Raw genomic sequence first — 25,669 nt, 5'->3', positions numbered from 1 at the left:
AGAGTTCATCATCCTTGACCTCACGCTGGACATGACGAGCGATCTCTTCCCGTAGATCATCACCCCAGGCTCGCGTCTGGATGGTCGGCTTGAAGGTGGAATACCCCGTTTTGTTCTCCTTGGCCGCTTTCTTTCGGCCTTTCTTCAGCACAACCGTGGGGTGAAGCTGCTCTGGATGGTGTTTCTCAACCCACGCTTCATACTCCTTACGGAACTCATCGAGGACCGTGACGCCAGGCTGCCCTAAACGCACGCCCTGCCGTCCGTCAATGTTGCCATCTTTGTCAGCAATCTTATAATCAGCGTAATTGGCATGACTGGCATAGTGAAGCCGGATCTTCTCGACCTCTTCCTCTGGCATCCCATCTTCCACTTGCGGCTCCAGCACAAAGCGATGGCCCTGAATCTGTGCCATATAGGTGATATCAGCCACCGGCGGGGGCGCATACCAGAAGCAGGCGATACGGGCATACATTCCCCGAAAATTGTGCACACTCACTTTCTCGCGCGTGGCACGCACCAGTTCCTCCAGATCACCATAGCGGCGTTCCACCGCCTCGTTGACCGCCTTGCCATACTTCTGACTGACCTGCTCAATCTCCAGGCCCGAACAGTCCACCAGGCCACGCAGCCGCTGAACCGCCTCGACCACGAGAAAGGCTCGCACCAGCGTGGGGATTTCATAGCGTTCCGGCTCGCGCCCGCGCCCCTTCACCTGCCCCTCAAACCACACCGTGTAGGGTTCCTTCACACGGAATTCACCGGTTTTCAGGATCTCGGCCAGGCGACGACCAGTACACACCGCGATCCCAACGACCAGGTCCGCCCACTCTGGCGAAAACAACAGGGAGAGGGCTCGCTCCACCAGAGCGTCAGGGTCTTTGAGCAAGACCTGCTGCTTCAACCGTTCCTGCGTCACCCCCTGGGTGCGCGCATTCATCTGCACCCATTCCCCCTCCGACAGGTTAAACACTCGCAGCCCAATATGCTCTCGTTCATTCGTCCGGGGGTTCTCCCAACTATTGTCCTCCGTCACCGGCAACAGGCGAATCAAATGCCGCACCTGCGTGATCGGTTTGCGCAGCGAGTCACCAGCTAACCCTCGCTGCGTCTTCCACCAGTCCAGTTCGCGCTCCCACACCTCACGCAACTGCACCTCCTGCTCCACCGTCGCACGACTCACGACTGGTTCCAAGACCTCGTTCCAGCGCCGCTGGACCCATCCCAAGATCGCCGCCATCTGCCTCTCTCCTTCTTCGCCATGAAGGCATCTTCTTCTTCTTTCCTCAGTATAAAATGTTCCTTCGTTACTGTCAAGTAGGAACGAAGGAACGTGCTCTTCTTGCGCAAGAACTGGACGCAGAAAAAGAGGCATGGAGATGGTACGGCGAGAAGAAGTATGAGACCGAGCGTAAGACCCCTGCCTTGAGGCATGGGGATACAGAGGAAACTGGAAACGTGCGTTTCGAAGGCACCACACTCCACGATGACCGTGAGGTGCAATACCCTGCTGGTGTGGGTGCCGATTGTCCTCGTTTCTCTACCGCATTGGCGCATAGCTCGTTCCTGTATTGTGAAACAGCACCTGCAACGATATTGTCAACTTATTCGTCGGAGCGAAGTATAATTGTTGAGTTAGAAGGAGGAAAAAAAGCTGGAGAGCAAGACGCGACTGGGGCGAATAGGAATTATGCCGCTTGCTTTCCCCTGGTTACCTCGTTCCATACCAGAAAGCGATCCTGTAAAATGGCACGGTATTCCCCAGCATGCAAGCGGTGTCTTCGTGGTTGGAAATGACCAGAGATAGGGCCAAAAGTAGAGAGAAAGCGTTGCGCCTGTTTGGCTGATTTGAACCGTCGCATCTTCTTTTCACGCAAACGTGTGGGTTGGTGCGAATTTTCGGCCCGATTATTCAATCCTTTGTGTTGTCGATGCTCCACACCAGGCAGGATCTCGCGTTTGGCCGCAGCATAGCTCTTCAGTTTATCCGTGATGATCACTCGTGGCACATATTGCAATCCCTTGAGGAGCTTGCGGAAAAATCGCTTGGCAGCATGCTTGTTGCGCCGGCTCTGGACCAGGATATCAAGCACGTTGCCGTCCTGATCGACCGCTCGCCACAGATAGTATCTCTCGCCACGGATCGTGAGGAAGACTTCATCCAAGTGCCACTTGTCACCACAACGCGGATGCCGCCGCCGCAATTCATTGGCGTAGGTCTGCCCAAACTTCAGGCACCACTGCCGAACCGTTTCATAGGTCACGACAATCCCCCGCTGGGCCAGAAGCTCTTCGACATCGCGAAAACCGAGCGAGAAGCGGAAATACAGCCACACAGCGTGACTGATAATCTCAGAAGGGAAACGAAACCCTTTATAATTGGGCGTTGGAGTGTTTGTTGGCATGAAGCTATTTTAGCACATTGCTCAGCTACGTTACCAAGTTGACAATACCCTAAAGAATTGCAGCACGAGGGCAGAGAGTTGCACACGTATTCGATTGATTTTGTGAATAGCGCGCACCATTTCCAGAGCACGCCCTTGCATCCCTCACTAGACGCGCCCTGGGTGAAAAGAGTGTCCGAGTATGTCGGGACGCATCATCATACCATTACAGTCGAGAATTCAGCGCTGGTGGAGAGCCTGCTGGTGCCCCTGCGCGCCCATGATTTTCCAACAGCAGGCCAGATGACGAGTTCTCTCTTTTTGCTGTTTCAAGCGATGAAGCAAGATGCGACTGTAGCGCTTTCTGGCGAAGCGGCCGATGAGGTCTTCGGGGGCTATCCCTGGTTTCGCAGCGAAGTCGCTCTCAGTACACAATCCTTCCCCTGGATGCCTGCCCTCCTGGGGCCTGAAAAGAATCCTCTGGCGTGGTTGTCGGCTGACCTTGTGCAGAAAGTGCAGCCGGCTGAGCATATCGATCAACAATATCGCGCGGCCATAGACGAGGTTCCCAGGCTGGAGGGAGAAGACCCACTGGCCGCCCGCAGACGCGAAATGTTTTATCTGAATCAGACCCGCTTTCTACCTTTTTTGCTGGAGCGCAAGGATCGTATGAGTATGGCGACAGGCTTTGAAGCACGTGTCCCTTTCTGCGATTATCGACTGGTTGAATATGTTTGGAATATTCCCTGGGAGATGAAAATGGCCGATGACATCGAAAAGGGTATCTTGCGTCGTGCCTTTGCAGCTGTGTTGCCTGAAGATGTGATCAAGCGCAAAAAGAGCGCCTATCCAAATGCGCAAAATCCTCTCTATGAGAAAGCAACTCGCGAATGGGCCCTGAATATTCTGCACGATCCGAACGCGCCAATTCGCCCCCTTCTTGACGCACAGGTCGTGCGGGCGTTGGTGGAAAGTACGGACGCCGGGGTACCAGGGATAAGACTCGTATCCCTGCCTGAACGCCTCATCCAGATCAACGAATGGCTCAACACATACCAGATCACGCTGGTCCTCTAGGCAGTGCATTGTCAAGTTTGTTCTAGTCGGATTGCAACCTCTGTTTCCCATTTTGCTTTAACCGGCTCCACAGCTGGATTGGTGAGGAAGGATTCGAGACGAGCGCCGAATGCGTCGCCATTCTCCGCTTGCCAGGCATCTCACACGAGGCCTTTCTTCACTCCCCAGTCCAGCAGCGCGGCATTTACCTCAATGCCATTGTCTATCCCAGCGTATATGAGCGATGCAGAACGTCTGCGGAGACTGCCAGGCCCTTACCCAGTTGCCTCTTCCCTAAGGGCAGACTATAACAATGAAGGAGACTTGGAGGAGGAGCGATGACTAACCTTATTCCCATCGGGCGTTTTGCCCAGATCACCCATTTCAGTATAAAAGCCTTGCGCATTTACGCCGATGAGGGCATCCCTCTCCCTCACCACATCCCTCTCCACCGAAACACACAAACGGAGAAGATACCACTTTGCCATAAGTCGTATCTTCTCCGCTCCCGCTCAATCCCGCTTAGGAAGCGTTCTCTCCCTCTTCTAACAAGATCATACTTGCCCATCTCAGAGACGCGCTCCCGTAGCTACACTCTCTAGAAAACAGACAGGAGAAATTGCTCACTCGGGATGGTTCTTCCCTTGCTCGCTTCGTGCACAATCTCAAAGAAAGCATCCAGGCCCCACAAACTGACGGTATATTGCACTCCCATACACTCGTCTATCACACCAGCACCCATCACACACCTCCAGCACACACCTTCCACCGACGCCTATCGCGCACGTCTCACGATCGCGCCAGCACACCTCCACCCCTGACCCACTCCCCCTCTCTCTCTCACTATGACTATATGCAATTCTGTGCCATATCACAGGCGTTCCTCCACACACACCTATGTCGTCCCTCATCACCTCTTCTGCAAAAAGGAGACCTCGCGCTTCCACCCTCAGATAGATCACGCATAAATCTATGCGATATCACATGTATTCTACATGTGAATGTGGGCTCCAAGAGATGCTCTCTCTCCCTCCTCGCGCTAGCGATCACCTTCATGCACATACAGTGAGGCGTGCTACGTGGGCAAACTCCTCCGGCGCGCCAGCAGAGACAGGACCTCCCAGCCCCTCAACGCGAAACAGGGCAACGTCCTCGCGCGACAAGCAGCATATCAGGGACTCACCAAAACCATCTCGAATGATTGTAGCTATAGCCTTCTCTCACACCCGACTCAACACAACGTGCCCGCAAGGAGAAGTTCCAACCGCAACAGATGTTGGCAGCCAGCGATATGCCTCCACCTGGCTGTGTATCGAGGTCAGACACCCAAGCCTTCTGACCCCGCGTGAGCCATGAACTAGAGGTGCCGGGATACTTTCGCAGAAAACGGCTGCCCTGTTTGCTCTTCTGTAGGAGAAAGGCAATACTCTGGCCACAGAGGAAAACCTCCTGGTGAGAAGGCTGACGTTCTTCTTTTCAGTTTCTCTCAGGAGGTTTCTTTCTGCAATCTCATCCCTTCAAGAAGTGGGATGATTCCTCTCTGCCTGCTCTGTTTCTGGCGTTAGTAGCGCTCACGGCGATCATATGAACGCCTCTGAGAGCCTCCACCACTCTGACGCTCGCGCGCTTCGTTCACGGTAATGGTTCTCTCGCCTAAGAGGGTGCCATTCAGTTGTTCGATGGCACGCTGTCCCTCTTCAGTATTGCTCATATCGACAAACCCGAAGCCCTTGCTTCTCCCTGTCTCTCGATCCGTGACCACTGTCGCAGAAGCGACCGTTCCAATGGCTTTAAAGAGGTTGATCAGATCTTGTTCATTCGTTTGGTAGGGAAGTCCCCCAACGTACAGTCTCATAGGAGCTGCTCCTGGATTCACATTCTATGGCACGCTCGTAGAAACCGTTTCTCACTGGAGCAATGCCATGAGCGTGTGAAGTCATATGTCTATATTACCACAGGAGCGTTGTTGTTTCTTTGGAATTGGTGCCTTTCTCTGGCAAATCTGGCCTGGCTCAGTAGTGCTAGGAGCAGCGGGAATTACCCTCCTCCACTCTCGCCTCCTCTCTAAAGGGAAAACAAGGACACAAACAGCGCCTTCCTTTCTCTGACCTTGCGCCCGTTCCGCACGAGAGTATCTCTCTTCCTGAGAATGCACTCTACCCACCACCAATCACTTCTGCCTGGTCTGTCGAAAGGACCCTCTAGCCTGGCAGTGGATTGGCATTCGCTGCACCTGTGGCTCTGGAGCGCCCGACAATGGGACAGGGACGATCTCCCTCGCCAGGGTTGCCTCGCCAGGTTCCAAACGCACGTTCTCCAGCAACTATGGGGCAGCGGAGTCTCGGCCAGGCACCCGCACTAGCAGCATAGGCGTACGCTCCCACCATCCAAGCTGTCGACCGTCAAAACGAGAGAGGGAAAAGGAAAACAAATGCTCCAGCAGCAGCCGTCGCTAGAGCATCTTGAAGACACACAATGATGGGCACTTCCTCCCCTGGCGCCAACACATCAATGCCAAGGGGCAGATCGAGCAAGAGATTGCCCACCTCCGATGCCCCCCAAACGTCTTCTGGAGTTGGCTCGAGAACATTGGAGCATTGGAGAATGGTTTGCACTCTCGACGAGACCGGACCTTGCAAGAAGATCATTCTCAACTGCGGATGGGCCATGGCTCCTCTTGAGCTCGCGTTACTCAACAATACCGCTCTTGGCTTGATGGCTCGTCAAGGTGAAACCAATCTGGCTCATGCGCAACGGACCTTTAGCTATCAGTTCTACCAAGCGGTGTCCACTAGCGCTGCTTGAGTGGGGTTGTCGACGTTGCAACAGCCCTGGTACGCGGCTACGCCTCTATTGACAAAATTGCTTTTATGCCCCCAAAATAAAGCAGGCACATTATACAAGCACATCATCCTATACTGTCCCATTTGTGCAATAAGGGAAAGGCCTTGCACATCACCTTATTCCGTCCAGGTCAAGTGTGGTGGGGAAAGGTCTTGCACATCACCCTCGTCTGGGTCCGGGTCGTGTGGTGGGAATAGGCCTATGGTCTATTTCCACCACACTTGACCCCGCGAGCTACGTAGTGGCGAGAAGTCCCTAAGGAGAGAACACTTTTACCCATCCATTTTCTAGAGAAAAGAGTGTCCAATGAACTTCTTAAGCAGGATATTTGGCAAACAAAGCCAGCAGCAAAAGGAAGATACTATTTTTTCCTCATCACCCCTTGAGGCACTGGGAGAGCGCCAGGTCTTAACGGACGCCCCCTATGTCTTGCCTAAAGATACGCAGGAGATTAGTCGCCTCGACTTTCAACATTTTCTCTTGCGCCAAGCCTTTCAGAGCAATTATCTCTCACCCATTACGCAACCAAAAGATATCCTCGATGTCGGCGCTGGCACAGGACGCTGGGCCGATGAGCTCGCTCAGGCCTTTCCTCAAGCCTTTGTAATAGGCTGTGACCTGGTAGAACAGACAACGGAGAAGAGTTTTAAGCAACCAAACTATCGCTTCGTCGAGGCCGATGTCTTAAAAGGGCTTCCTTTCCGCGATCGCAGCTTTGATTTTGTGCATCAGCGCCTACTTTTCCTGGCCATTCCAGCGCACGCATGGCCAAGTGAACTCCTTGAACTGGTGCGTGTGGCGCGTCCCGGCGGCTGGATTGAACTTGTGGAGTCCGAGATCCAGGCACGCAACGCGGGTCCGGCCACCCAACGCATGGGCCAGTGGATCATCGAGGTGAGCAAACGCCGTGGCATCGATTCCTCTCAGGTGCCTCACCTTGGTACGTATCTCAAGAATGCGGGCCTACAAAACGTTGTCACGCGCAGCGTCACTGTTCCCATGGGCCAATGGGGTGGGCGCGTAGGCTCCATGATGGCCGCCAACATCAATTCAGCCTATCAGGCTATGAAGCCACTCATCACCTCACAGCTAGGCATCTCACCCGAAGCATACGAGAAAAACATCCTCCTCCAGCATCAAGAATGGGAGGAACTACACCCAGCCTCCGTCTTCTACGCCGCCTACGGCCAGCGCCCCCACTAAACACGGCTTCCAGTCGCGAAAAACAAGAAAACGCGCGAAGAGTCGACTATGTGGCTCTTCGCGCTGTTCCTTCCTGGACACGAGGGCCAGTAAACCGATCTGTTCCCTCCTGGCTGCAGCACACTCCTCCCGCACGAACACCGCCGCGAAGCCGATGGACCATCAGATCAGCATGTTCTCCAAGATCCACCGGATCTGGTCATGGTAGGTCGTCCAGTCGCGACGTACCATCTCAAGACCAATGTCGTCCTGGGGCGGATGCTCCCTGTTCGTATCGCTCATGCATCCCTCTTCCTGGGAAGGGTCACCGTAAAGGTCGATCCTTTTCCGACCTCACTGTCCACGGTAATGGTTCCCCCATGGCGTTTGACGATCTCCTGCACAATGTAGAGTCCCATGCCCAGGCCGGGGATCGCTTTCTGCCTGGGACCAGTGGCCCGATAGAAGCGCTCAAAAATCTTGTCGCGCTGCTCTCGTGGGATACCCAGGCCATGATCACGGACACGGACCGTGACCGTCTCTTCGGAGGTACTCAGGTCCATCTCGACCGTCTCCGCGCCGGGAGAATACTTGATGGCATTGCTGAGCAGGTTGGTGAAGATCTGTCCGAGCCGGTCTTTGTCCCCGACCAGTGAGCGGGGGGCGGCACCTCGCACCACCATGGTATGCGTCGTATGTAGCTGCTGCATGGTCTCGGCCACCTCGTGAAGCAACGCGTCAAGATCAACCGTCTCCCGGACGTACTCCAACCGACCTGCCTGGATCTTGGAGACATCCAGTAACTCTTCAACCAGGCGTTCAAGCTGCTTGACAGGTCCCTCCACCCTGGTAAGCGCTGTGGCAGCCTCGTGCTGGGAGTGCTTTTCCAATCGTTTTCGCACCAGTTGGGTCTGCATCTTTAAGGCGGCAAGCGGATTCCTGAGTTCATGGCTGGCCATGCTGATAAAATCATCTTTGCGTTGTTCCAGTTCCTTGCGGGCCGAATTATCCAGCACAAAGGCGATTGCTTGGAACGGGTGATGCTGTAAGACGACTGCCCCCACAAGCACAGGAAGACGGCTGCCACCTTGACACACGTACTCTTTCTCATAAGGCGTCATAGACTGCTGCGTGGCAAGTTCCTGATGGGCCTCTAAGGTACGAGCCAGGTAGTCTGGGGGCGTCATGTGCATCCAGTTCATGCGCCCGGCACGCAGGTCTTCGCGGGTATAGCCGGTCATGCGCAGATAGGTGTCGTTGGCGTCCACAATCTGCTCCCCTTCGATGATATTGATCCCGATAATGCTGGAGTTCATCAGGATGTTTGCGCGCTCCTGGCTCTGGCGTAAAGCTTCCTCCGTTCGTTTCTGCTCCTCAATATCGGTACAGGTGCCAAACCATTTGATGATCTGGCCTGCGTCATCACGCACCGGCATGGCGCGGGCTAAGAACCAGCGATACTCCCCGCTCTGGCCATTTCTGAGACGCTGTTCGTGCTCATACATGGCTCCCGTGTCCAGGGCATGCTGCAAGTGCGCTCGGTGGCTTTCACTATCATCAGGATGGAAGAACTGGAGATACGCCCATGGGTCGCTTTGTATCTGCTCAAGCATCAACCCGGTGTAGTCACGGTAGCGCTGGTTCACATACTCAAGCAGGCCGTCGGGTCGTCTCACCCACACCAGTTGCGGCACCGTTTCGGTCAGCACACGCAAGCTTTCCCGGCTTTCTTTGAGCTGCTGCTCCGCCCGTTTCTGCTCCTCAATGTCGGTGCAGGTGCCAAACCATTTGAGGATCTGACCGGTTGCATCGCGCATCGGCAGCGCGCGGGCTAAAAACCAGCGATACGCTCCAGTTCGCCCATCTCTGATACGACATTCGTTCTCAAAGAGTTCACCGGTGGCAAGGGATTGCTGCCGAAGCGCAAGCGTGTGCTCGGCATCTTCGGGATGCAGGAATTGACGCCATCCATAGTCCCGTATCTGCTCGAAATCGGCCTGCGTCAGGTCACAGTAGCGCTGATTACAGTAGTCAACACGGCCATCGGGCTGCGTTGTCCACACCAGTTGCGGCAGTGTTTCAGCCAGCACTCGCCAGTTCTGCTCACTGGCTTTGATTCTCTGTTCAGCCTGTTTCTGCTCGTCAATGTCGGTAGCAGTCCCAAACCATTTCAGGATCTGGCCTGCTTCATCGCGCACCGGCAGGGCGCGGCTTAAGAACCAGCGATATTCTCCGGTCGTGCCCTGGCGCAGGCGCATTTCTGTTTCATACCCCCCGCCGGTCTGGACGGCGTGCTGCCACGCTGAGCGGACACGTTGCCGGTCTTCAGGATGCAGACACTGCATCCATCCCTCCCCCTGGGCCTCTTCGTTACTCAGGCCGGTATAGTCGCGCGCTCGTTGATTAAACGAGTCCTGATAGCCGTCGGGTCGCATGATCCAGACCAGCTGGGGGATGGCATCGATGAGGGCATGGATTTCCGCTTCGGCGCGCTTGCGCTCAGTGATGACGGTCCCGACATAGACGAGATACTCGACGTGGTGGTCCACGTCCCTGCGGGGAATGATCGTTGCCTCAAGGTGAAGGTCCATCCCTTCCCTGGGGTGAACCACCGTCTCGAAACGCACGGTTTCTCCCCTGCTGGCTCGCGCGATGGCGGCGCGGAGCTGCGCTTGACTGGGAGGAGAACAGGACCACCACCGGGCTTCGGCGAGCGGTTTGCCAATCACCTCCTCACGTCGGATGTGCGCATCGTCTAACGGGACCTCATTGATCTCCAACACAATCCCCTCGGGGGTCAAGACCCCGATCCTGGTATGCAAGCCATTCAGGTCATCGATGGAGAGACGCTCGCCTTGGGGAACCGGCGCCTCTCGTTGGGCTGCTGTTCTTGCTGCTCTCCCCTGGTGAAACTGCAGCAGAAGCCCCCCAACCGTCGGAGCGAGTTGCACGTGCAGCCAGGTCTGGGTCACGGGAGAAAGATACTCCACTTCGCTTGGCACTCGGGTCTGGGTGGTCTTCTGGACGGCCTGGTAGAGTGCGGTGCTCACCAGCTGTGGAGCGCAGCGCCACAATGGCTTGCCACATACTTCCTCTCGTGTGGCGCCGAGCAGGGTCTGCGCGCTGGCATTGGCATACACAATCGTTGCGGCATCATCGACGACAAACAAGGCCCCAGGAAGCGTCTCAAGAAGCGTGAGGAGCGTCTCACTCGACGCAGGCGTGAGACGCTTGGTCGGCTTGGTATTTGACATGGTGTGGTCAATCTCCCTTTCACGTGTCCCCATCCCTGGTGGCGAAGATGCATACCTGCTCTGATATCTCGAAACAGCATTGAGAAATGTGAGAAGACGCGGAACCCCCTTCTGCGTGAAACGACTTTCAAGCCCTTCTGTCGAGAGGGCTTACGAGAGGGCTTGAGCAAGGGTATGCTTGCTCATAGGAACTGTCGGGTCCGAAAGGCGACAGGAACGTTTGTTGCTCGAGGAGGAACCTGCCCATGTGGTACGCAGGCATCGACTGGGCTGACGAAAAGCACTACACCGTGGTGATCGATGATGTCGGCCATCACAGTGGCACGTATTCCTGTTTGACGAGGTAGTGTACACCAGCTTTTCTGGCTTCCTCAGCCCATAGCTGCTCGGTCGCCAAGAGATGCGCAGTGACGGGGGAAATAAGAGAGACGCGCTCGATTCCCTGAAGCGCTTTCTGGACGCTTTCTCGCTCTGTCATATCTCCTACAAATGTTTCTACGCCCTGCGCCTCCAGCTTTACAGCAACAGATGGTTGACGCACGAAGGCACGCACTGGGATCTTCCGTACCAAGAGTTCTTTCAGGACGGCATTCCCCACAGCACTCGTTGGGCCTGTCACAAGCATCATAGTCATCTCCTCCTTTCCTCGTCCTCTACGCGCAAAATGATTTTTCCGCGCGTGTGCCCTTGGAGGGCCTGCTCAAACGCCTGGGATGCCTCTGAGAGCGGGAAGACCCGCTTGATGATTGGTCGGAGCTGGCCTGTATCTATCAGGTCCCCGATGTCTATGAGCTGTTCTCGATTGGGCTTGACGACAAAAAAGAGCTCACGCACGTCAAAGGCAGCAGCCTGCTCCTGGGATGGGGGGCTAAACACACTCAGGAGCAGTCCGCCCTTCCTTAGAACCCGCCAGGAGCGAGCTTCTGTCTCACCGCCTATAGTATCAAGCACCAGATCAACATCACGCACCACCTCCTCGAAACGCGTGGTGGTATAATCAATAATCTCATCGGCTCCCAACGTGCGTAGGAATGCATGATTGTGTGCGGAGGCTGTCGCGATCACCGTGGCACCAGCCCACTTTGCCATTTGAACCGCCATGCTTCCCACACCACCAGCGGCCCCATGAATGAGGAGAGATTGCCCACTGGTCAGCCCTGCGTGCTCAAAAAGCGCTTGCCAGGCTGTCAGTCCAACCAGAGGAACTCCGGCTGCCTGTATGTGCTCAAGGGTTCGAGGCTTGGGCGCCACATCAGTCGCGCGTGCGATCGTGTACTCCGCAGCCGCGCCATCCCGCCAAAATTCGGTGAGCGCATAGATAGCCTCTCCTACAGCCACACCGGTGACGTCGGATCCTACTTCAACGACCTCACCAGAAACATCATGACCTGGTATGGGATGTTGACGTTCGATACCAGCCGGTGTTTTCCAGGTTTCTGACCAGGTCGGTTCCTGCCACATCACACTTGTCGCATGGACACGAATCAGGACTTCTCCTACTCCTGGCTGAGGTTTCGGTGCATCTTCGAACACACATTGATCGGGTCCACGCTGACCATAGAGGCGAATAGCTTTCATCTCTTCCATGTCTCCTTGTTCTTCCTCATTCTTCCAGCGCATTTCCAGGCTGATCTCTCCAGCAAGACCGACACATGACCCAACGAAATGCCGCAGACGCCGAGAAGTCTTGAGCTAAAGGGGAGCTTCTGAATGGATACGTACCTGCATGGGGCTCCGAAGTGCTTTACCTGGCAAAATTATAGAAGGATAGTGGTCTTCCTACAAGGGCCATTTTCTATGGAAAGTACGGAGCCATTTTGCTATGCCAGGTTTTGGAACTGGTCTCTCTCTGGCGAGCGTGCCCTTGGCTAGAGAGGTGCGTTTATCCCCCATCGGTTGCGTCTGTTCATGCCTTTCTCACGCGGAAACGAAGGGTGGTCAGTTGCTCTGCTTGTGAGACGGCTATCGTCTCTAAGGCAACCTGTTCGCCCGCCTTTCGGGCAAAGAAGTGGACACCAGCACCGAGCAAGATGGGCGCTACATGTACGAGGATCTCATCAATCAGCCCTGCCTCGAGACACTGACGGGCAAGACCTCTGTGAGGTACTACTACACCCAGTAGTCATTGAACAGGCACTACAGCGAGCCCAAGCAGGTACGTGGCTTCCGCAAGAGCTTCAAGCTCGCCGAACCCAGGTCCGCAAAGCGCGTAACACGCTGTGCGGACAATTGGAACGGCTGACTGAGGCCTACCTTGCCGATGCATTTCCTCTCGGAGAATACAAACGGCGGCGGCAGGACGTGGAACAGCGGTTGGCAGCGGTGGAGGCGCAAGCGAACCAGATTGAAGCGAGTGTCCAGCAGCACATGGAATTAGCCAGCATCACTTGCTCAATCAACGAATTTTGTCAGCGTATTCGTTGTGGCCTCTCTCAGGCCACCTTTGAGCAGAAAAGGCAGTTGGTAGAATTGCTCGTCGACCGCATGGTCGTCACGATGGATGAGGTGGAGATCCGTTATGTGATCCCCACCTCACCGCGCAATGAACAGGTTCGTTTTTGTCATTTGCTTACGGACTATTTCATGGCAGCTTACGTAGCGCCGGGCCTTGTTTGCGCCTCTTATCTGGAAGGGCTTGTAAGGTCTGGTACAGCGAGTTCATGGGAACCTTGGCTGGGTCATGTTCAACTCGTGTTGTCAGACGCAATGTGCTATAGTCCATGCAGCGTTTTCCTTGAGAGTGATTTGGTTTTTCTATTCTACAAGGAAAACTCTTCTTTTTTTACCTCTTTGTGAGAAATGGAAAGCCCTGGCTGATGAGCCAAAAGACCTTGATATGTTTCTCCTAGTATGGTAGGCTCGTTACATAGAAGAAACGAGTATCCAATTTGATAGGAAGATAGATGAAAAAAGAGCTCGTAATCTCTAACATATCAAGCTTCAAAGGCTGGGAAAGCTGCTTTCGTTATTTTATGGAAAAGTCTGATAACTTTACGATTATCTTTCAAGGTGAGAAAGATGATACGACGGCAGAGGGATTAAATAGAGGGAAAAAAGAGTTTTTGGATTTACCATTGATAACGATCTCCCCCTATGCGGGAATGAAAGACAGCTTCGAAGTAGCAGGGGAGCTCACCAAAGCAGCACAAGACATTTTTCTGAACTTTATGACATCTTCTTTCGACGGGTATACATCGGATTTATGGAGTTTTCAGCTCCTCAAAGGGAATGTCGTCAATCTCAGAATCGCAGACTTTGACGAAGCCTTTTTTTCCTTGGATGAAAGCGAATTAGAGTACCTGTCTTCCAAGGATATCGATACAAAAAATCTGGAGGAAGTTGACCTTTCTTTGGCTGCAGGAGAAGAGTGTGTTGTTGTTCCGATGAGTGATCTAGAGGATTTGGCTACAGCCCTAAAAAAAGCCTTTCTTGATCCCACCCCATAAAGGGAGTCCCAGCTGGGCGAGCAAGGTTGGAAAGATCAGCCATAGTATGCTCCTTTGTGTGGATTGAAAAACGTCCCTATACTGTATCCCCGCGAAAGAGGCAAAATTCGAGGAAAAATACCATCAATTTCTGTTTGAACTCAGAACATACATACGATATCGCAGGCTTTTACACACAGAGACACACCCTCCACAACGGTCACCTTCGACCATCCGCATCATCATCTGGCACTTTCTCTCTCTCAACAGCGCTAAAATCTATACGATATCGCACACTTTCCTCACACCACACCATATACACCTCCCTGGGGCAGACCCACCTCCGCTCCTACTCTTCCTCACCAGAGCAACACTATCAACAAGAAAACACCAAGTTTGCCCCATCATGCACACGAAAACAAAGAACCAGGGAAATCTCCCTGGTTCTTTTCCTTTCATACAGCAATCCATTTCTCCCTTGCTGTACAAAAAAGCCATCGTTTACCTGATCTTGGCTCGCGACAACGCTATTATACGACATAATAGTATTGACATCAATACCGTTATGGGGTATAAAACCGCTCTACAAGCCATTTCAGCACTTGACGCCTATTCTTGAGTAATGGTATCATGGCTGCTAAGTCATAACTTAGCAGGAATCCATTTCCTTTCCCTTCCTGCTTCTTACTGTTTTTTCTCCTTGGTAAATCACTCCAAGAAGCTTGCAACACGTTCAATTGAGGTAAGCCAATGAACACAGAGCCCCTCTCCCTACAAGGAGACACTTCGGCTCCTGGCTCGCGACATATCCAGCCTCACTCACACAACTCAAGTGAGGCGCGTTTCCTGATCTAGGGAAAATAACATGGACAAGTCGTGCTGACACACCGAACAGTCACAATTGTTTTCTGCAATTGGCTGGCGGCCTCCGAGCGGCTTTAAGATATGGTCGATGATGGCTGACCAATAAGCAAATTTGGGTCGAACCTCACATGTCGTCACGAACTGCTCTACGAGCTGCGCTAAAGGAAGATCCCAACAACGCAAGTCAGCAAGGAGCCTTTTGCTGCTGACCCACCACCGTCCCTGGATTTGATAATGATAGTGGAGAAACTCGTTGAGACCAACATGCATCACCAGCAGAGCCGTGACCGGATCGGTTTCCAGATTCCTCTCCACTTTGTCATTGCCATGAAAGAACATAAATTGGAGAAATTGCAGTTCTTCAGAGCGCGTTTTCAAGGGCTGGGCCTGTTTTGCTTGCTCCTGAAGAGAGACGAGTTGGTTCGTTTTATCAAACACAATGAACGCCTCTGCAATGATGGGAAGTCGTTCACGCTTTTCCATCTCCTGTTGCGTTCTCTTCTTCAATTGCGAGAGCGAAAGGAACGTCAGGTCCAGTTTGACTCCCTCGATAACGGGATGATTGATGTTGGTGCAAGGATTATCTTCATTGACAATCACTTGGACATCACAATCACTCCGTTCTGTAGCTTCCCAACGCGCAAGCGAGCCGAAAATGAATGCCCCAAGATATCTGTCATGGAATTGCAGGCGTTCAACAACCTGCAAAGCAGCAAGGAAACGCTCTGGAAATGCAGAAAAGTGTTGCGACATGAGTAGACTCCTTCTTCTTTTTGTGTACGCCACGTCCTTGGTATCTAGCTGCCGTCATGCGCCCTCCCCTGGAGAGTTCTCGCGGGCTTTTCCATGCAAACGGAAAGTATCTCTGTCATCCCTGGAGCATCCCAACATGTGGTGGGTCCATGCCGAGTTCTGGAAGAGGGAGTTGAATAAACGGCTGCTTCTTCTGCTTTTCTCGTGCAGAATACGCAGGAGCCTTCAGGAAGAGCAGCCACTCATCAGGGCCAAGCGTCCAGAGGGTGAGTTGTGGCGAGCGGTAACCAGTCTCAATGAGACGGGGATTCTTGACTTCTTGAATATGTTTGTTGTCCTCGTGCCACTCTACGGTGTAAAAGGCTAGCTCCTGATCCTGATATTCTACTTTCAAGGTAGAAGTGTAGATCTGAACAGTCACGGGTTTTCTTGCTAGACCCAACTCAGCATAAAAGCGCCAGTTGCGAAAGCGGATATATCCTGACCGATCAAGATAGCGGGTAAATTGTGTCGAGAAGAAAATACGAGCTAAGATCGGCTCAGGAACAGTACGTGCGAGAACCCCTCGGAGCACATCCCGAGGGCTATGGTGGTTATCGCGGCGCTCTCGATGTGCAAAGTGGCTCTGCATATTGTAGTCGCGCACGAATTTGCGATGTGCTGATCGGATCTCATCCCAACTTGTTGCTTTGTTTAAATAATAATCCGCGATTCTCCTCATTATCCCGATTATGTGGAATTGGCGCTTCCCTTGGTCGTCCCAAGTCCACATAATACACATTATTTGGCAATTTTCCCTCTCGCTCAAATTCCAAATAACGTATAAATGAGACTCAATGTAGGATAGGAAGCCGACGAGTTGCCTCATTACTGTGGTACTTTTTCGACTCCCCTCCCCCAAACCGGACGTGCTGGTTTCCTAGCATCCGGCTTTCCAGTATCGTTGGTGTATTCCCTTCATGAGCTTGGTTGCTGTCGTCTCATTGGGCGTCCATATTGGACGTCCTGGTGACACGTTCGGCATAGGATCAACGTCTTGCGGCGTCTGGCCGCCATGATTTGCACCCATCTGGGTTTCTCACGGCCTGGATATTTCTCCAGGTCCTTGAGTGCCCGAATGTGGTGTACTTCGATGGGGATGGTCTGGCTCGTTGCGCCGCATTGTTCGCATACCTGGGCCAGAAGCCTCTTCTCCAATTCAGAGCGCCCCATCGTTTGGTGTGGCGGTTGATCATTTAGGATTGCTTTGACATCCCATTGCAGTGAGATGCCGCCCCAGGTCGCTATCAGGGGTTTCTTTCCTTCACGTGGAATGACCACGCGAAGTCCTCGATGGGTCGTGCCGTTTTCTTCCCATTCGGCCTTGTACTTATCGCACATTTTCTGCACTGATGTTTTGTGTTTGTGTGCTAACGTCTTTGTGAGCGACACTTCCATGACCCATCTCAACAGGTCGAGGGTGTGCAGATTGTAGGCCAGGCGGTAATATTCGACAATTCCTCGGTACTCTAGTTGATAGAGGCCCATGATCGTAAAGTCGCTATCGTTTTCCAATTCAGGTCGATGCATGACCTTTTGGTTCTTTTTGTATCGGTCACATTTCTCCTTGAGCACCTCTGGCGGTACGCGTAATCCAATCCGTCCATTGACACTTCTGCCTTTGGTTCCACGTGCGACGTTCTTTATGCGCTTGGCATTTTTCTGGATGGTGGTAATATCGTACCCCAGGAAGCGTGCTGCTTGGCTTCTTGCGTGCGTGATGAGCGTCTTTGCTTTGGAGAGTTCCAAGTGGAGCTCGTCGCGCAGGAAGATTTCGAGTTGATGCTTGATTTCTTCCGCTTTTGATTTGGGACCGATAAAGCCGATGAGCCAATCGTCGGCGTAGCGACAGTATCTCAGGCGGCGAAAATCGGGATCGTGCGTATCCACTGATGGGAGCTTTTGCGCCTGTTTGCGGTACATGGCGGCTTGACCTTTTTCTCCTTTCCGGTAATGCTTCTCAGTTTGTCCCATCAGGTGTTGGTACGTCTTGTTCCGTTTTCTTTTCTCTCCTCTGGTATATTCTGGGATGAGGACTGTTTCTACAAACTTGTCCAGCTTGTCCAGTAGGATATTGGAAAGCACCGGGCTGACAACGGAACCCTGCGGAACACCACTGAGTGTCCGGTGAAATTTCCACTCCTCCAGGTAGCCAGCTTTGAGCAGTTGTCGGATGAGGTTGATGAACCGTCCATCATGGATATGTTCACTCAGCGCTGAGATGAGCAATTCATGGTCGAGGTTATTAAAGCAACCTGAAATGTCGCCCTCTATGAACCAGGTGGTTCCACTCCATCCGTAGTAAATCTCTCTCAGTGCTGTATGGCATCCACGTTCTTCTCGGAAACCGTGTGAGTGGTCGCTAAATGTCGGCTCGAAGTAAGCGGAGAGGATCATTCTGACCACTTCTCCAAGCAGTTTATCCGACCACACCGGCAAACCCAGTGGGCGTTGTTTTCCATCCTTTTTGGGGATGTAGGTTCGGCGCGCTGGTTTCCATCGGTAGCGTTCATGTCGCAGCGCTTCAATGATCGCATCAATTTTCTCCAGCGACATTCCATCAATGGTGTCCTCATTGACGCCTTTGGTGAGAACGCCCGCATTGCGATAGATTTTGCCATAGGCTTTGAGATAAAGATTTCTGTTGAAGAGTTGTCTGTAGACCCGCTCAAGAGGCAACCCCTTTTTGCCTCGCTCACGAACCAGTTCCAGGTAAACGTTGGCGTCCTGCATTACGCATACCTCTGTTTGGTGAAACTGCACGATACCTCCCCTGCGCTCTTTTATCAAGGGAGCGCTCTGGCCTACTTTCGTAGGTTGCCCCTTCGCCTTGTGAACGGCGTTACCGTCTCTGACTACTATGGGGGGTCCGCAGCCCTGGGCGTCGCCGCCTGTAGGCCGTCCCACGTTTGCGTCTATGGAACGTTGAGTGTGGTTAGGTGCCATGTTCTGTGTTATTCACACCAAGCTCATTGCTTGCGGTTCACTGGAGAGAGCGGTTTCGCACTAATTACATCACATGCGTATTCCAGTGTCGTCATTTCAGGTATGCTATGACGGGTGTGGCATATCACCACCAAGAACTTAGGTTCGTTATTCACTCACCATACACACAGGATTTGCAGAGCCAAGATTTACATACCTTCAACCTTTCTCCACTTTAATGACATGCTGTTTTCCTCTTCAGGTTTCCCTTCCAAGTAAGTCATTATCCTAGAGGTCATTTCGCTCTCGACCTCTCCTGCATTGCGCAGGAATTCCAATAGCCACCGACGCGGCGCACGTAATTTTGCCAGGATTGCCTTGGGTCAATTCTGTCTTTGCGGATGTCCAGAGCTTCATAGATAGCCATTGCACGTAGTGAATAGAAAATGCCCCCTCTATCGGTGACAATGGCTTCTGGAGCACCATAGTTGCGTAAGGCGATGGCGAGCACCCGCAGATAGGCTGCGGTGTCCTGCTTTTCCGAAATGAGAGAGGCGAGCAGCATCCGCGAAAAGTTCTCTAGTTATGTGGACACTCGCCTGTTACATAATGATCAAAGGGATGGCTGTTTTTTCAAGATCTCGACAGATCGGTACTTTTCAGGCCAGAGAACTACTTGGTAGTGGTCCTCTCCATCCAACCCATCTTCACTCAGCGTGTTCAATCCACCATAATAGACACGGACACGATAACATCCTGGCGACACGGGAAGACGTTTGGCATCAGGAAAGTAATCCATACATCCTGCAATCATAATCTGACCGGAAGGGACTTCCAGGCTCGCTTCCGCGACATGATCCCACACGTCGAAATCATCATCTGGTCGAGTCGCGAGCAGATCAACGCGGACAGGAACGGTCATGTTGCGCGCCGTGCCAATGCCAACAATTCCTGGATCGACGGCAATCATGCGCGTCGTTAATTGTTCTCCCCACTCATCAGGAGTATCCGTTTCGGCCTGCTCATCTTGTAGATAAAACTGGTGATAGTCTGCAAACAAGTTGAGGCTGTATGAGAGAGAGGGTTTCATTTTTGGCTCAGACATAAACGGATCTCCTTTTGAAACACGCGCGTGGGAGGCCGAAGCAACGGCCTGTCCACGCTTTCGGCCTTCTTGCCCATTCTAATCACTCGCCTCTGGTCCGTCAACTGCCTCTCCTAACTCGACAAGGATCTGCTCCAAACGCTGAATCGCGCATTGATGACGCTCCACTTCTCGCTGCCACCCGTGTGTGCGAGCATCTTCTGCCAATTCCTGCTCAATTCGACAGCGACGGCGCAGACGAGGGGCATACTCAGGAGAAGTCACGAATTTGGCGCAGGTCAAATAGAGGTCGCATTCACACGGCCCTTCTTGGGGAAGGCGAAGGCAACGCCCTAACTCAAGCTCAGTCTTGAAGAAATTTTCCTGCAGCCAACGAATCTCTGACTCCATTAATTCACCAGAGCGGACTCGGTGCGCGCCTGGCCCGGCAAGAACTGCTCCAGCACCGAGTACCGCCTGGTAATCCTGCCTTACCTCCTCATCAGTAAGACCGATGTAGACGATCGACATCTCTGGGCCCTCGTGGCCAAGTATTTTTTGAATAGTTTGAAATCTCGCCCCACGCCTGGCGAGCTGGGTTGCTAGTGTGTGCCGAAAGCGGTGTGGCCACACCGTGGGTTTCCCGTCTGCTGCCACTAGTCCTGCCTGCTCGCAGGCTTTCTCAAGGGCATCATCAAGGAGATACCTGGCAGAAAACCGACCGCCGCGATGCATGAACAGATAGGGAGTGACAATCCCAATTCTTTCATCGGGGAGTCCCCGCCTTCCTCGATGAAGCTGCTGGAGCACCTTGATAGCCGCAGCAGCCTCCTCATTGAGCGGAACTAAACGTTCTTTGTTTATTTTGCCAATAGGGATGCGCAATCTGGGAGTCCCGTCGGGATAGGTATCCAAACAGTCGAGGGAAAGGTCACGAATTTCGTTGCGCCTGGCTCCACTCCAACGCGCGATCAGAAGAGCTGCGCGCTGAAAGGGGCACTCAAGGGACCGAATGGCTGACATGAGGCGTTCTAGTTCTGGTTCTGGGATATATCGAGGAACGCGAATCGGGAGTTGAGGCAGATCCCCATGTCCGAGCAACGGTCTCTCTGGCACTTGTTCCCATCCAGAGGAAGCAAGGTCCTGGAAGAAGACCACCAGCCTGCCGAGCACTTTCTGCTTGTAGATTAGCGAGAGCGGCTGTTCCGTTTTGAGATTGTGCATGTCACCCAGCACCTCCGCAAATTCCAACATGTGGTCACGCGTGACCTGGGCCTAGACATGAATTTCTGGGTGGACTTCTGAGAGCCAGGTCACGAGCTTGCGAAGCGTCACCTCGAAATTCTTCACTGTCCCGGGCCGGGCTGTTTGACGACGCTCTGCGAGATAGCGCGTGACAACCTGCTCCAATATCGGATTGAGCACTGGGCGTGCTTCTACCTTCCTGGCCATGTTGGGATAGGTGGCGACTTGTCCGCGATGGTAAAGCACCATGTGCAGCCGATAGAGGGAACGCCGTCGCTGGACGACGATCTTTTGATTTTGCATGATCGAGCCAAAAAACAGGGTGACATCCACTCGTTGTTCAAGGGAGTGAATGGTCTGGAAGAGTTCCGCCACATGATCATCGGTGATCTCATCGACATGGTGAACGCGGCTATGCATGAACATGCGCCAGACTGACCAGTTGAAAGATCTTTCGATTTGTTGAGGCTCCCACGTGTATCCGAGCCGAACGGTACTCTCTACGAGCTTGCCCACCCCCAAATCGAGATTCTCGTAGGCCAGCAACGGACCAATGTCTAACTGAGGCACGGTCAGAAGCCAGTCCCAATCAAAAAGCGCGTATCCATATACACCTAAGAACATCAAGTACGGTCTTGCGTAGTAGGAGACAGGAAAACGGATCTGCTCAGCATCCTCTCCCAGCAGACGACCAATCCGTTCCGGGAGGGGTGCTTGGAACCACTCAAGTAGATCTGGATACTGCTTGACGAAGCGGCGATAGGAGCGTGAGACCTGGTCCTGGGTCAACAGTTTTTAAGAGAAGGCCTCCTCTCTTATGCCTGTCTATGCCTGTCCATAGGCACCAAGAAAGCATGTAACATTTTGGGACTTTTTTCATACGTGGCTCCTCTTTCGAGGCTCACTGACCTCTCTTCTCGTCTCATAGTGAAGAGCCAGTTTTGACAGTAGTCGATGACTGACCACTTTTCAAATTATGAAGTAGTTCATTTTTCGCGGATGCCCGCAAGGGATATACTCTTATCTGCTCGTTTGATTGTTCGATGCAGTATTCGTATTTATGCTTTTCAATTTAGAGGGGATCAAAAGTGTCACAAGAATCCACGAACATCTGCCCTCATTGCCAGGCCGCTAATCCTCCGGATCAATCCCACTGTGTGCGCTGTGGTGCGGCACGCACCACAAAGAGCGTCCCCCCGACGGTGCTTGCCGCAGGCTCGTCGCCGCAGTACAACGCGCTCCCACCGACCGTACAGGCTTCTGCTCCGAATGCCTCGTTAACGCCACCACCGCCCACACCCGCGAGCAACCCGTATAATAGAGGTGCCGCCTATAATCCCTATGGAAATGCAGGCACACCACCCCCATCATCAAACGCATACGGCCAGCCGCCGTACGCTCCGCCTCCGCAGGTTCCATATGGACAGCCAATCATGGCACCAGTCGTGGCGCAGCCGCGGAAACAATCGGGAGGCGCCATCGCGGCAATTATCATACTCGCCGTGCTGCTCGTTCTCACATGTGGCTTTAGCGGAATCTCTATTGCTGTCCAGAACAACAAAACGGCAACTATGAATCAGGACGCCACGGCGACAGCAGACGATGCCACCGCAACAGCAGACGATGCCACCGCAACAGCATACGCAGTGCAACTCACTCCTACCCCATATCCACCCTATACCGAAAGCGAATCACCTTCGGGGGCGACCTTCTCCGAGGCCGCGCAGCAGGTGATTCCTACCGCGCAACTGGCAAATGAGATTGATAGTCAGCAACGACCGGTCACGCTGCAATCGAAGTTCCAGAGCGGCCAGACGGTCTATCTGTCCTACAAATGGGCACAAGGCAACACTGGCTATGTCCAAACCCGCTGGTATGTCAATGGCGAAATGAAAGATACAGCCATGTCCAAGTATATCAATGAAAATGCCTATGGGTATGGATATTTCTCGGAGAGTTTTTCTCCCTATGACATCACTTTTCAAGGAACTGTAGAAGTTTTCTGGTGCCAGGATGCGAACTGCACGCATGGCGGACTCGCGTGGGCCCGCCCATTTAGCGTGACCGCCAGCTAGCCAGGAGAGAATGCTTTCCATACATACACAAGAAGAAACGCGCGAGCAAGCCTCAACCTGCCCGCGCGTTTCTTGTGCTCCAAAACCAGCGCAAACCCACCTTCCGGCACACCACTTCTGGACAGTTATGGCATCCCCTCGCGCCAATTTCTAAGAAGAAGGATTGTATCTTGATCATGGAACAGGAGGCCTTTCTCCCATCGGCCACACCATCAGCCACTCCAAGCAAGGCACAATCTTCAGCACACATCTTCCTCCCCGAGGGAGCAACCTACCCTCACCCAATCGCCCCTGTTTGGTTTGTCACCAGCGTGTCTGGACCTGGACTGGGAATCACTCTATCTGCGAATCCAGCGCGCCAGAACACCAGGAGCGCCAGACCTGGTCCTGGATCAACAGTTCTTAAGCGAATGCTCCTCGGCCAGCGTGTGCGTGGACAAAAGGAGAAGAGAGCCCGGTGTTGGGCAGACCCAGCGCCAGGCTCCTTCATCTTCCACGGCTACATCCCCTAAAATATGCAAATCCAGTTCCTTGTCCGGCCCAACCACACTGGCCCAGCCTATGATCTCGCAGAGCTGGCAGGCGCGATCTTGATCACGCAAGTGATCGCTACCACTGCTGGAGCTGTGCGCCTGGTGGTTGATGGGCAGATAGCTGCCTGCGTGGTTGGGGTGATTCTCAATGCTGTCTTTATCCTTATCACTGCTTACCGTTTACGTGATAACTGACAAACGCACATGAAACGCGTCAACAAGGAGCGCGAGAAGTCGGAGCAAGTGGAAAGCAACATCCAGGGGATCGGCTGGTATCCTCTCCCACTCGAAATCTCCTCATCCTTGCAAATCTATACGATATAGCAATATATTATTGAGAGGGGCAATCACCCCCTTGGACACCGAAGCAACACGTCATCCGGCTTAACAGGAAAAGGAGCTTGAGACATGAGCACACCGGCATGCATAGCTTTTGACGAGGGGACATCCATCCATTTTATCTACCTCAGCCAGGATGGCTACCCAGCCTTTGCTGGCCAGATCCTGCTCCAGCACTTCCAGATGCTGGAGCAAGTTGAACGGTTGTTGGCAGGAGGGAATCTCTCTCGGCTGGGACCAGAGCTGGGTGAACCTCACAATTTCTTTGAGGCCCAAAACAATGAGGAGCTGAGGCAGAAAACTTGTGATTTGTCACTGATATTGTCCAAATCGTTGAACCATATCCTGTCCAGTGTCCGGCCTCAGAAGCCAGTTGCGGGCATCACGAAAACTTGTAATTGTTCGGCTTTTGAAGGATATCCTATCCAGTGGTCCAGATTTTGAACCATAACCTGTCCTCTGGTTCATCAGTGGCACACAGGCCCATTCAGGTCTCACAAGCTGGGATCACACGGACAGGATATGGTTCAAACTGGACAGATTATCGTTCAAAGTGCATTCTGAGTGTCGAAAAGCAGGCGGGGCTTGCCGTCTGGGGTGCTTCATCGTTAGAGCAGGCTATTAGCTCCACTGTTTGATGTAGCTTCTCAGGCTGATGGACCACTATACGGTTTTGAACCATAATGTGTCCGGCTTGCCATTGAACGATATGCCGTCAAAATTGGACAATATGAATGACAAATCACAAAACTCAAACCTGGTGCCGCTTCAAATTACGCGACTATGATCGCCGTTTCCCCCAACCAACTGATGAACACGCGCAGGAACTCGGGAGTCTCGAGCTGCCACTGCTGCTCAATAACCAGCAGGATACGCACCACTTATCCAGAGCACGCTGACGCACAAGAGAGGAATATTATGGCTGCTGTTGCCGACGCTTTATCCGCCTGCGCTCGGTTTGTCGATCCGCTTTGGCCCTGCTGCCACAATCGGTCATGCTACACCAGTGACGACTTCTATTCTTGCTCTCGTCATAGAACAACCAGCCGCACGCCATCCAGGCGCCAGGCGTCCCCGGACAGATTTTGAGGCGCGTGAGGTCGCCTTCTGTGAGTAGTTCGAGCGCTGATTGGACAATCGACCAGGTGGGCGAGGTCAGATGCTCCTCTTCAACGTTCCATTGCCATACGTAACACCCTGCCCGCTCACGGAGGCTGGCATGGGCAAGCACCTCCAGGTAGGAACGATGAAGCCATTCTAATGCCTGCGCCTCTACCGTCCGAGAAGAGGCGATGCACCAGAACAGCTCATAGAGCCTCTCGCGTAGCTCGATGACCTGCTTGAGGGTCTCCACTGCTCCCGACGCCCGCCTGAGCACCTGCCACGCTTTCTCCTCTGTCATGATCGAGGCGCAAACGCTCCAGGCGATAAAATCCGTATAGCTGTTGAGATAATCGCGCTGGGTGGCGCGTTGCTGCTCCGAGAGGTGTGGATCGCCGCGCGGCTCCCTCGTATTGATAAAATCCAGACACAGCCTCTCTCCGATGAGGGGCGGCATCCGTCTCATCGCCTCTCGTAGACTTTGACGTGCATCCATCGTGTCCTCCTCGATTGCCACCAGCAATGTTACTTTTGCTGGTAGCAGAACGTGTTCTCTTTGTGCCACC

25 protein-coding genes are annotated in these 25,669 nt (G+C 53.2%); 10 read left to right on the top strand and 15 right to left on the bottom strand.

Translation table 11 applies throughout. The features are described 5' to 3' along the window. Positions 1 to 1,240: protelomerase family protein (locus tag JMJ16_RS15615; protein WP_201382655.1), on the bottom strand; the 1,240-nt coding region annotated here is incomplete at its 3' end. Positions 1,241 to 1,688: 448 nt separating this feature from the next. Continuing rightward, positions 1,689 to 2,405 (bottom strand): IS6 family transposase, encoded by a 717-nt coding sequence (locus JMJ16_RS15610; protein WP_201382653.1) that lies wholly within the window; start codon positions 2,403 to 2,405, stop codon positions 1,689 to 1,691. A 78-nt stretch (positions 2,406 to 2,483) separates the two neighbouring features. Here JMJ16_RS15610 and JMJ16_RS15605 point away from each other — a divergent pair, with 78 nt between their 5' ends. Beyond that, entirely contained in the window at positions 2,484 to 3,461 is a 978-nt protein-coding gene (locus JMJ16_RS15605; RefSeq protein WP_236601521.1) for an asparagine synthetase B, read from the top strand. Positions 3,462 to 5,001: 1,540 nt separating this feature from the next. Here JMJ16_RS15605 and JMJ16_RS15600 read toward each other — a convergent pair. Beyond that, the gene (locus tag JMJ16_RS15600; RefSeq protein WP_201382651.1) at positions 5,002 to 5,295 is read right to left on the bottom strand and encodes an RNA-binding protein; all 294 of its coding nucleotides are present in this window, start codon (positions 5,293 to 5,295) and stop codon (positions 5,002 to 5,004) included. A gap of 749 nt (positions 5,296 to 6,044) precedes the next feature. On the opposite strand from JMJ16_RS15600, the gene JMJ16_RS15595 reads away from it, so the two are divergent. Both JMJ16_RS15595 and JMJ16_RS15590 read left to right on the top strand, forming a co-directional pair. Then, a complete protein-coding gene (locus JMJ16_RS15595; protein ID WP_201382649.1) occupies positions 6,045 to 6,245 on the top strand; it encodes a hypothetical protein in 201 nt (66 codons plus the stop codon). 345 nt (positions 6,246 to 6,590) lie between these two features. Next, positions 6,591 to 7,487, top strand: coding sequence for a class I SAM-dependent methyltransferase (locus JMJ16_RS15590; RefSeq protein WP_201382647.1), 897 nt, complete (start codon positions 6,591 to 6,593; stop codon positions 7,485 to 7,487). Between the two features lie 278 nt (positions 7,488 to 7,765). On the opposite strand, the gene JMJ16_RS15585 is transcribed toward JMJ16_RS15590, so the two are convergent. The 4 genes from JMJ16_RS15585 to JMJ16_RS57110 all read right to left on the bottom strand — a co-directional run bounded on the left by JMJ16_RS15585 (position 7,766) and on the right by JMJ16_RS57110 (position 12,752). Next, on the bottom strand, positions 7,766 to 10,720 hold the full coding sequence (locus JMJ16_RS15585) for a PAS domain-containing sensor histidine kinase (protein ID WP_201382645.1): 2,955 nt from the start codon (positions 10,718 to 10,720) through the stop codon (positions 7,766 to 7,768). A gap of 313 nt (positions 10,721 to 11,033) precedes the next feature. After that, entirely contained in the window at positions 11,034 to 11,348 is a 315-nt protein-coding gene (locus tag JMJ16_RS15580) for an SDR family oxidoreductase (protein WP_201382643.1), read from the bottom strand. Positions 11,349 to 11,350: 2 nt separating this feature from the next. After that, entirely contained in the window at positions 11,351 to 12,298 is a 948-nt protein-coding gene (locus JMJ16_RS15575; RefSeq protein WP_201382641.1) for an NADP-dependent oxidoreductase, read from the bottom strand. 328 nt (positions 12,299 to 12,626) lie between these two features. Then, on the bottom strand, positions 12,627 to 12,752 hold the full coding sequence (locus JMJ16_RS57110; protein ID WP_374229009.1) for a hypothetical protein: 126 nt from the start codon (positions 12,750 to 12,752) through the stop codon (positions 12,627 to 12,629). A gap of 197 nt (positions 12,753 to 12,949) precedes the next feature. Here JMJ16_RS57110 and JMJ16_RS54360 point away from each other — a divergent pair, with 197 nt between their 5' ends. Both JMJ16_RS54360 and JMJ16_RS15560 read left to right on the top strand, forming a co-directional pair. Continuing rightward, positions 12,950 to 13,516 (top strand): hypothetical protein, encoded by a 567-nt coding sequence (locus JMJ16_RS54360; protein ID WP_236601520.1) that lies wholly within the window; start codon positions 12,950 to 12,952, stop codon positions 13,514 to 13,516. 107 nt (positions 13,517 to 13,623) lie between these two features. Beyond that, a complete protein-coding gene (locus tag JMJ16_RS15560; protein ID WP_201382639.1) occupies positions 13,624 to 14,166 on the top strand; it encodes a hypothetical protein in 543 nt (180 codons plus the stop codon). Positions 14,167 to 14,973: 807 nt separating this feature from the next. Here JMJ16_RS15560 and JMJ16_RS15555 read toward each other — a convergent pair. From JMJ16_RS15555 to JMJ16_RS15525, 7 genes are all read right to left on the bottom strand, one after another. After that, positions 14,974 to 15,762 carry a nucleotidyltransferase domain-containing protein gene (locus tag JMJ16_RS15555; protein ID WP_201382637.1) on the bottom strand — a complete coding sequence of 263 codons (789 nt, stop codon included), beginning with the start codon at positions 15,760 to 15,762 and terminating at the stop codon, positions 14,974 to 14,976. A gap of 115 nt (positions 15,763 to 15,877) precedes the next feature. Beyond that, entirely contained in the window at positions 15,878 to 16,483 is a 606-nt protein-coding gene (locus JMJ16_RS15550) for a hypothetical protein (protein WP_201382635.1), read from the bottom strand. Between the two features lie 236 nt (positions 16,484 to 16,719). Continuing rightward, on the bottom strand, positions 16,720 to 18,534 hold the full coding sequence (locus tag JMJ16_RS15545) for a reverse transcriptase/maturase family protein (RefSeq protein ID WP_201382848.1): 1,815 nt from the start codon (positions 18,532 to 18,534) through the stop codon (positions 16,720 to 16,722). Positions 18,535 to 19,021: 487 nt separating this feature from the next. Continuing rightward, positions 19,022 to 19,291: a hypothetical protein gene (locus tag JMJ16_RS15540; RefSeq protein ID WP_201382633.1), complete on the bottom strand. Its 270-nt coding sequence runs from the start codon at positions 19,289 to 19,291 to the stop codon at positions 19,022 to 19,024. A 48-nt stretch (positions 19,292 to 19,339) separates the two neighbouring features. Next, positions 19,340 to 19,831: a hypothetical protein gene (locus JMJ16_RS15535; protein ID WP_201382631.1), complete on the bottom strand. Its 492-nt coding sequence runs from the start codon at positions 19,829 to 19,831 to the stop codon at positions 19,340 to 19,342. A gap of 78 nt (positions 19,832 to 19,909) precedes the next feature. Next, positions 19,910 to 21,034: a tyrosine-type recombinase/integrase gene (locus JMJ16_RS15530; protein ID WP_201382629.1), complete on the bottom strand. Its 1,125-nt coding sequence runs from the start codon at positions 21,032 to 21,034 to the stop codon at positions 19,910 to 19,912. Positions 21,035 to 21,085: 51 nt separating this feature from the next. After that, positions 21,086 to 21,844, bottom strand: coding sequence for a hypothetical protein (locus tag JMJ16_RS15525; RefSeq protein WP_201382627.1), 759 nt, complete (start codon positions 21,842 to 21,844; stop codon positions 21,086 to 21,088). Between the two features lie 299 nt (positions 21,845 to 22,143). On the opposite strand from JMJ16_RS15525, the gene JMJ16_RS15520 reads away from it, so the two are divergent. The 5 genes from JMJ16_RS15520 (at position 22,144) to JMJ16_RS15500 (ending at position 24,901) form a co-directional block, all read left to right on the top strand. Further along, the gene (locus JMJ16_RS15520) at positions 22,144 to 23,130 is read left to right on the top strand and encodes a hypothetical protein (protein ID WP_201382625.1); all 987 of its coding nucleotides are present in this window, start codon (positions 22,144 to 22,146) and stop codon (positions 23,128 to 23,130) included. Between the two features lie 170 nt (positions 23,131 to 23,300). Then, on the top strand, positions 23,301 to 23,642 hold the full coding sequence (locus JMJ16_RS15515; protein WP_201382623.1) for a hypothetical protein: 342 nt from the start codon (positions 23,301 to 23,303) through the stop codon (positions 23,640 to 23,642). A gap of 3 nt (positions 23,643 to 23,645) precedes the next feature. Further along, positions 23,646 to 23,858, top strand: coding sequence for a hypothetical protein (locus JMJ16_RS15510; protein WP_201382621.1), 213 nt, complete (start codon positions 23,646 to 23,648; stop codon positions 23,856 to 23,858). Positions 23,859 to 24,071: 213 nt separating this feature from the next. Then, positions 24,072 to 24,446, top strand: a complete 375-nt coding sequence (locus JMJ16_RS15505) for a hypothetical protein (RefSeq protein WP_201382619.1) — start codon at positions 24,072 to 24,074, stop codon at positions 24,444 to 24,446. A gap of 290 nt (positions 24,447 to 24,736) precedes the next feature. Then, the gene (locus JMJ16_RS15500; RefSeq protein ID WP_201382617.1) at positions 24,737 to 24,901 is read left to right on the top strand and encodes a hypothetical protein; all 165 of its coding nucleotides are present in this window, start codon (positions 24,737 to 24,739) and stop codon (positions 24,899 to 24,901) included. 17 nt (positions 24,902 to 24,918) lie between these two features. Here the strand turns inward: JMJ16_RS15500 and JMJ16_RS15495 are convergent, their stop codons facing one another. Next, the gene (locus tag JMJ16_RS15495; RefSeq protein WP_201382615.1) at positions 24,919 to 25,599 is read right to left on the bottom strand and encodes a CGNR zinc finger domain-containing protein; all 681 of its coding nucleotides are present in this window, start codon (positions 25,597 to 25,599) and stop codon (positions 24,919 to 24,921) included. Positions 25,600 to 25,669 lie beyond the last annotated feature (70 nt).

The organism is Ktedonobacter sp. SOSP1-52 (assembly GCF_016587395.1).
The sequence above is the reverse complement of the archived record's forward strand: the minus strand, read 5'-3'. Positions and strand labels throughout refer to the sequence as shown.

Coding starts and splice junctions, on each gene's coding strand:
- JMJ16_RS15560 (WP_201382639.1), top strand. CDS start 13,624: ATGAAAAAAGAGCTCGTAATCTCTAACATATCAAGCTTCAAAGGCTGG.
- JMJ16_RS15505 (WP_201382619.1), top strand. CDS start 24,072: ATGAGCACACCGGCATGCATAGCTTTTGACGAGGGGACATCCATCCAT.
- JMJ16_RS15545 (WP_201382848.1), bottom strand. CDS start 18,534: ATGCAGGACGCCAACGTTTACCTGGAACTGGTTCGTGAGCGAGGCAAA.
- JMJ16_RS15500 (WP_201382617.1), top strand. CDS start 24,737: ATGACAAATCACAAAACTCAAACCTGGTGCCGCTTCAAATTACGCGAC.
- JMJ16_RS15600 (WP_201382651.1), bottom strand. CDS start 5,295: ATGAGACTGTACGTTGGGGGACTTCCCTACCAAACGAATGAACAAGAT.
- JMJ16_RS15585 (WP_201382645.1), bottom strand. CDS start 10,720: ATGTCAAATACCAAGCCGACCAAGCGTCTCACGCCTGCGTCGAGTGAG.
- JMJ16_RS15575 (WP_201382641.1), bottom strand. CDS start 12,298: ATGAAAGCTATTCGCCTCTATGGTCAGCGTGGACCCGATCAATGTGTG.
- JMJ16_RS15510 (WP_201382621.1), top strand. CDS start 23,646: ATGCAAATCCAGTTCCTTGTCCGGCCCAACCACACTGGCCCAGCCTAT.
- JMJ16_RS15550 (WP_201382635.1), bottom strand. CDS start 16,483: ATGAGGAGAATCGCGGATTATTATTTAAACAAAGCAACAAGTTGGGAT.
- JMJ16_RS15535 (WP_201382631.1), bottom strand. CDS start 19,831: ATGTCTGAGCCAAAAATGAAACCCTCTCTCTCATACAGCCTCAACTTG.
- JMJ16_RS15580 (WP_201382643.1), bottom strand. CDS start 11,348: ATGATGCTTGTGACAGGCCCAACGAGTGCTGTGGGGAATGCCGTCCTG.
- JMJ16_RS15540 (WP_201382633.1), bottom strand. CDS start 19,291: ATGCTGCTCGCCTCTCTCATTTCGGAAAAGCAGGACACCGCAGCCTAT.
- JMJ16_RS15610 (WP_201382653.1), bottom strand. CDS start 2,405: ATGCCAACAAACACTCCAACGCCCAATTATAAAGGGTTTCGTTTCCCT.
- JMJ16_RS15495 (WP_201382615.1), bottom strand. CDS start 25,599: ATGGATGCACGTCAAAGTCTACGAGAGGCGATGAGACGGATGCCGCCC.
- JMJ16_RS15590 (WP_201382647.1), top strand. CDS start 6,591: ATGAACTTCTTAAGCAGGATATTTGGCAAACAAAGCCAGCAGCAAAAG.
- JMJ16_RS15530 (WP_201382629.1), bottom strand. CDS start 21,034: ATGCACAATCTCAAAACGGAACAGCCGCTCTCGCTAATCTACAAGCAG.
- JMJ16_RS15595 (WP_201382649.1), top strand. CDS start 6,045: ATGGTTTGCACTCTCGACGAGACCGGACCTTGCAAGAAGATCATTCTC.
- JMJ16_RS15555 (WP_201382637.1), bottom strand. CDS start 15,762: ATGTCGCAACACTTTTCTGCATTTCCAGAGCGTTTCCTTGCTGCTTTG.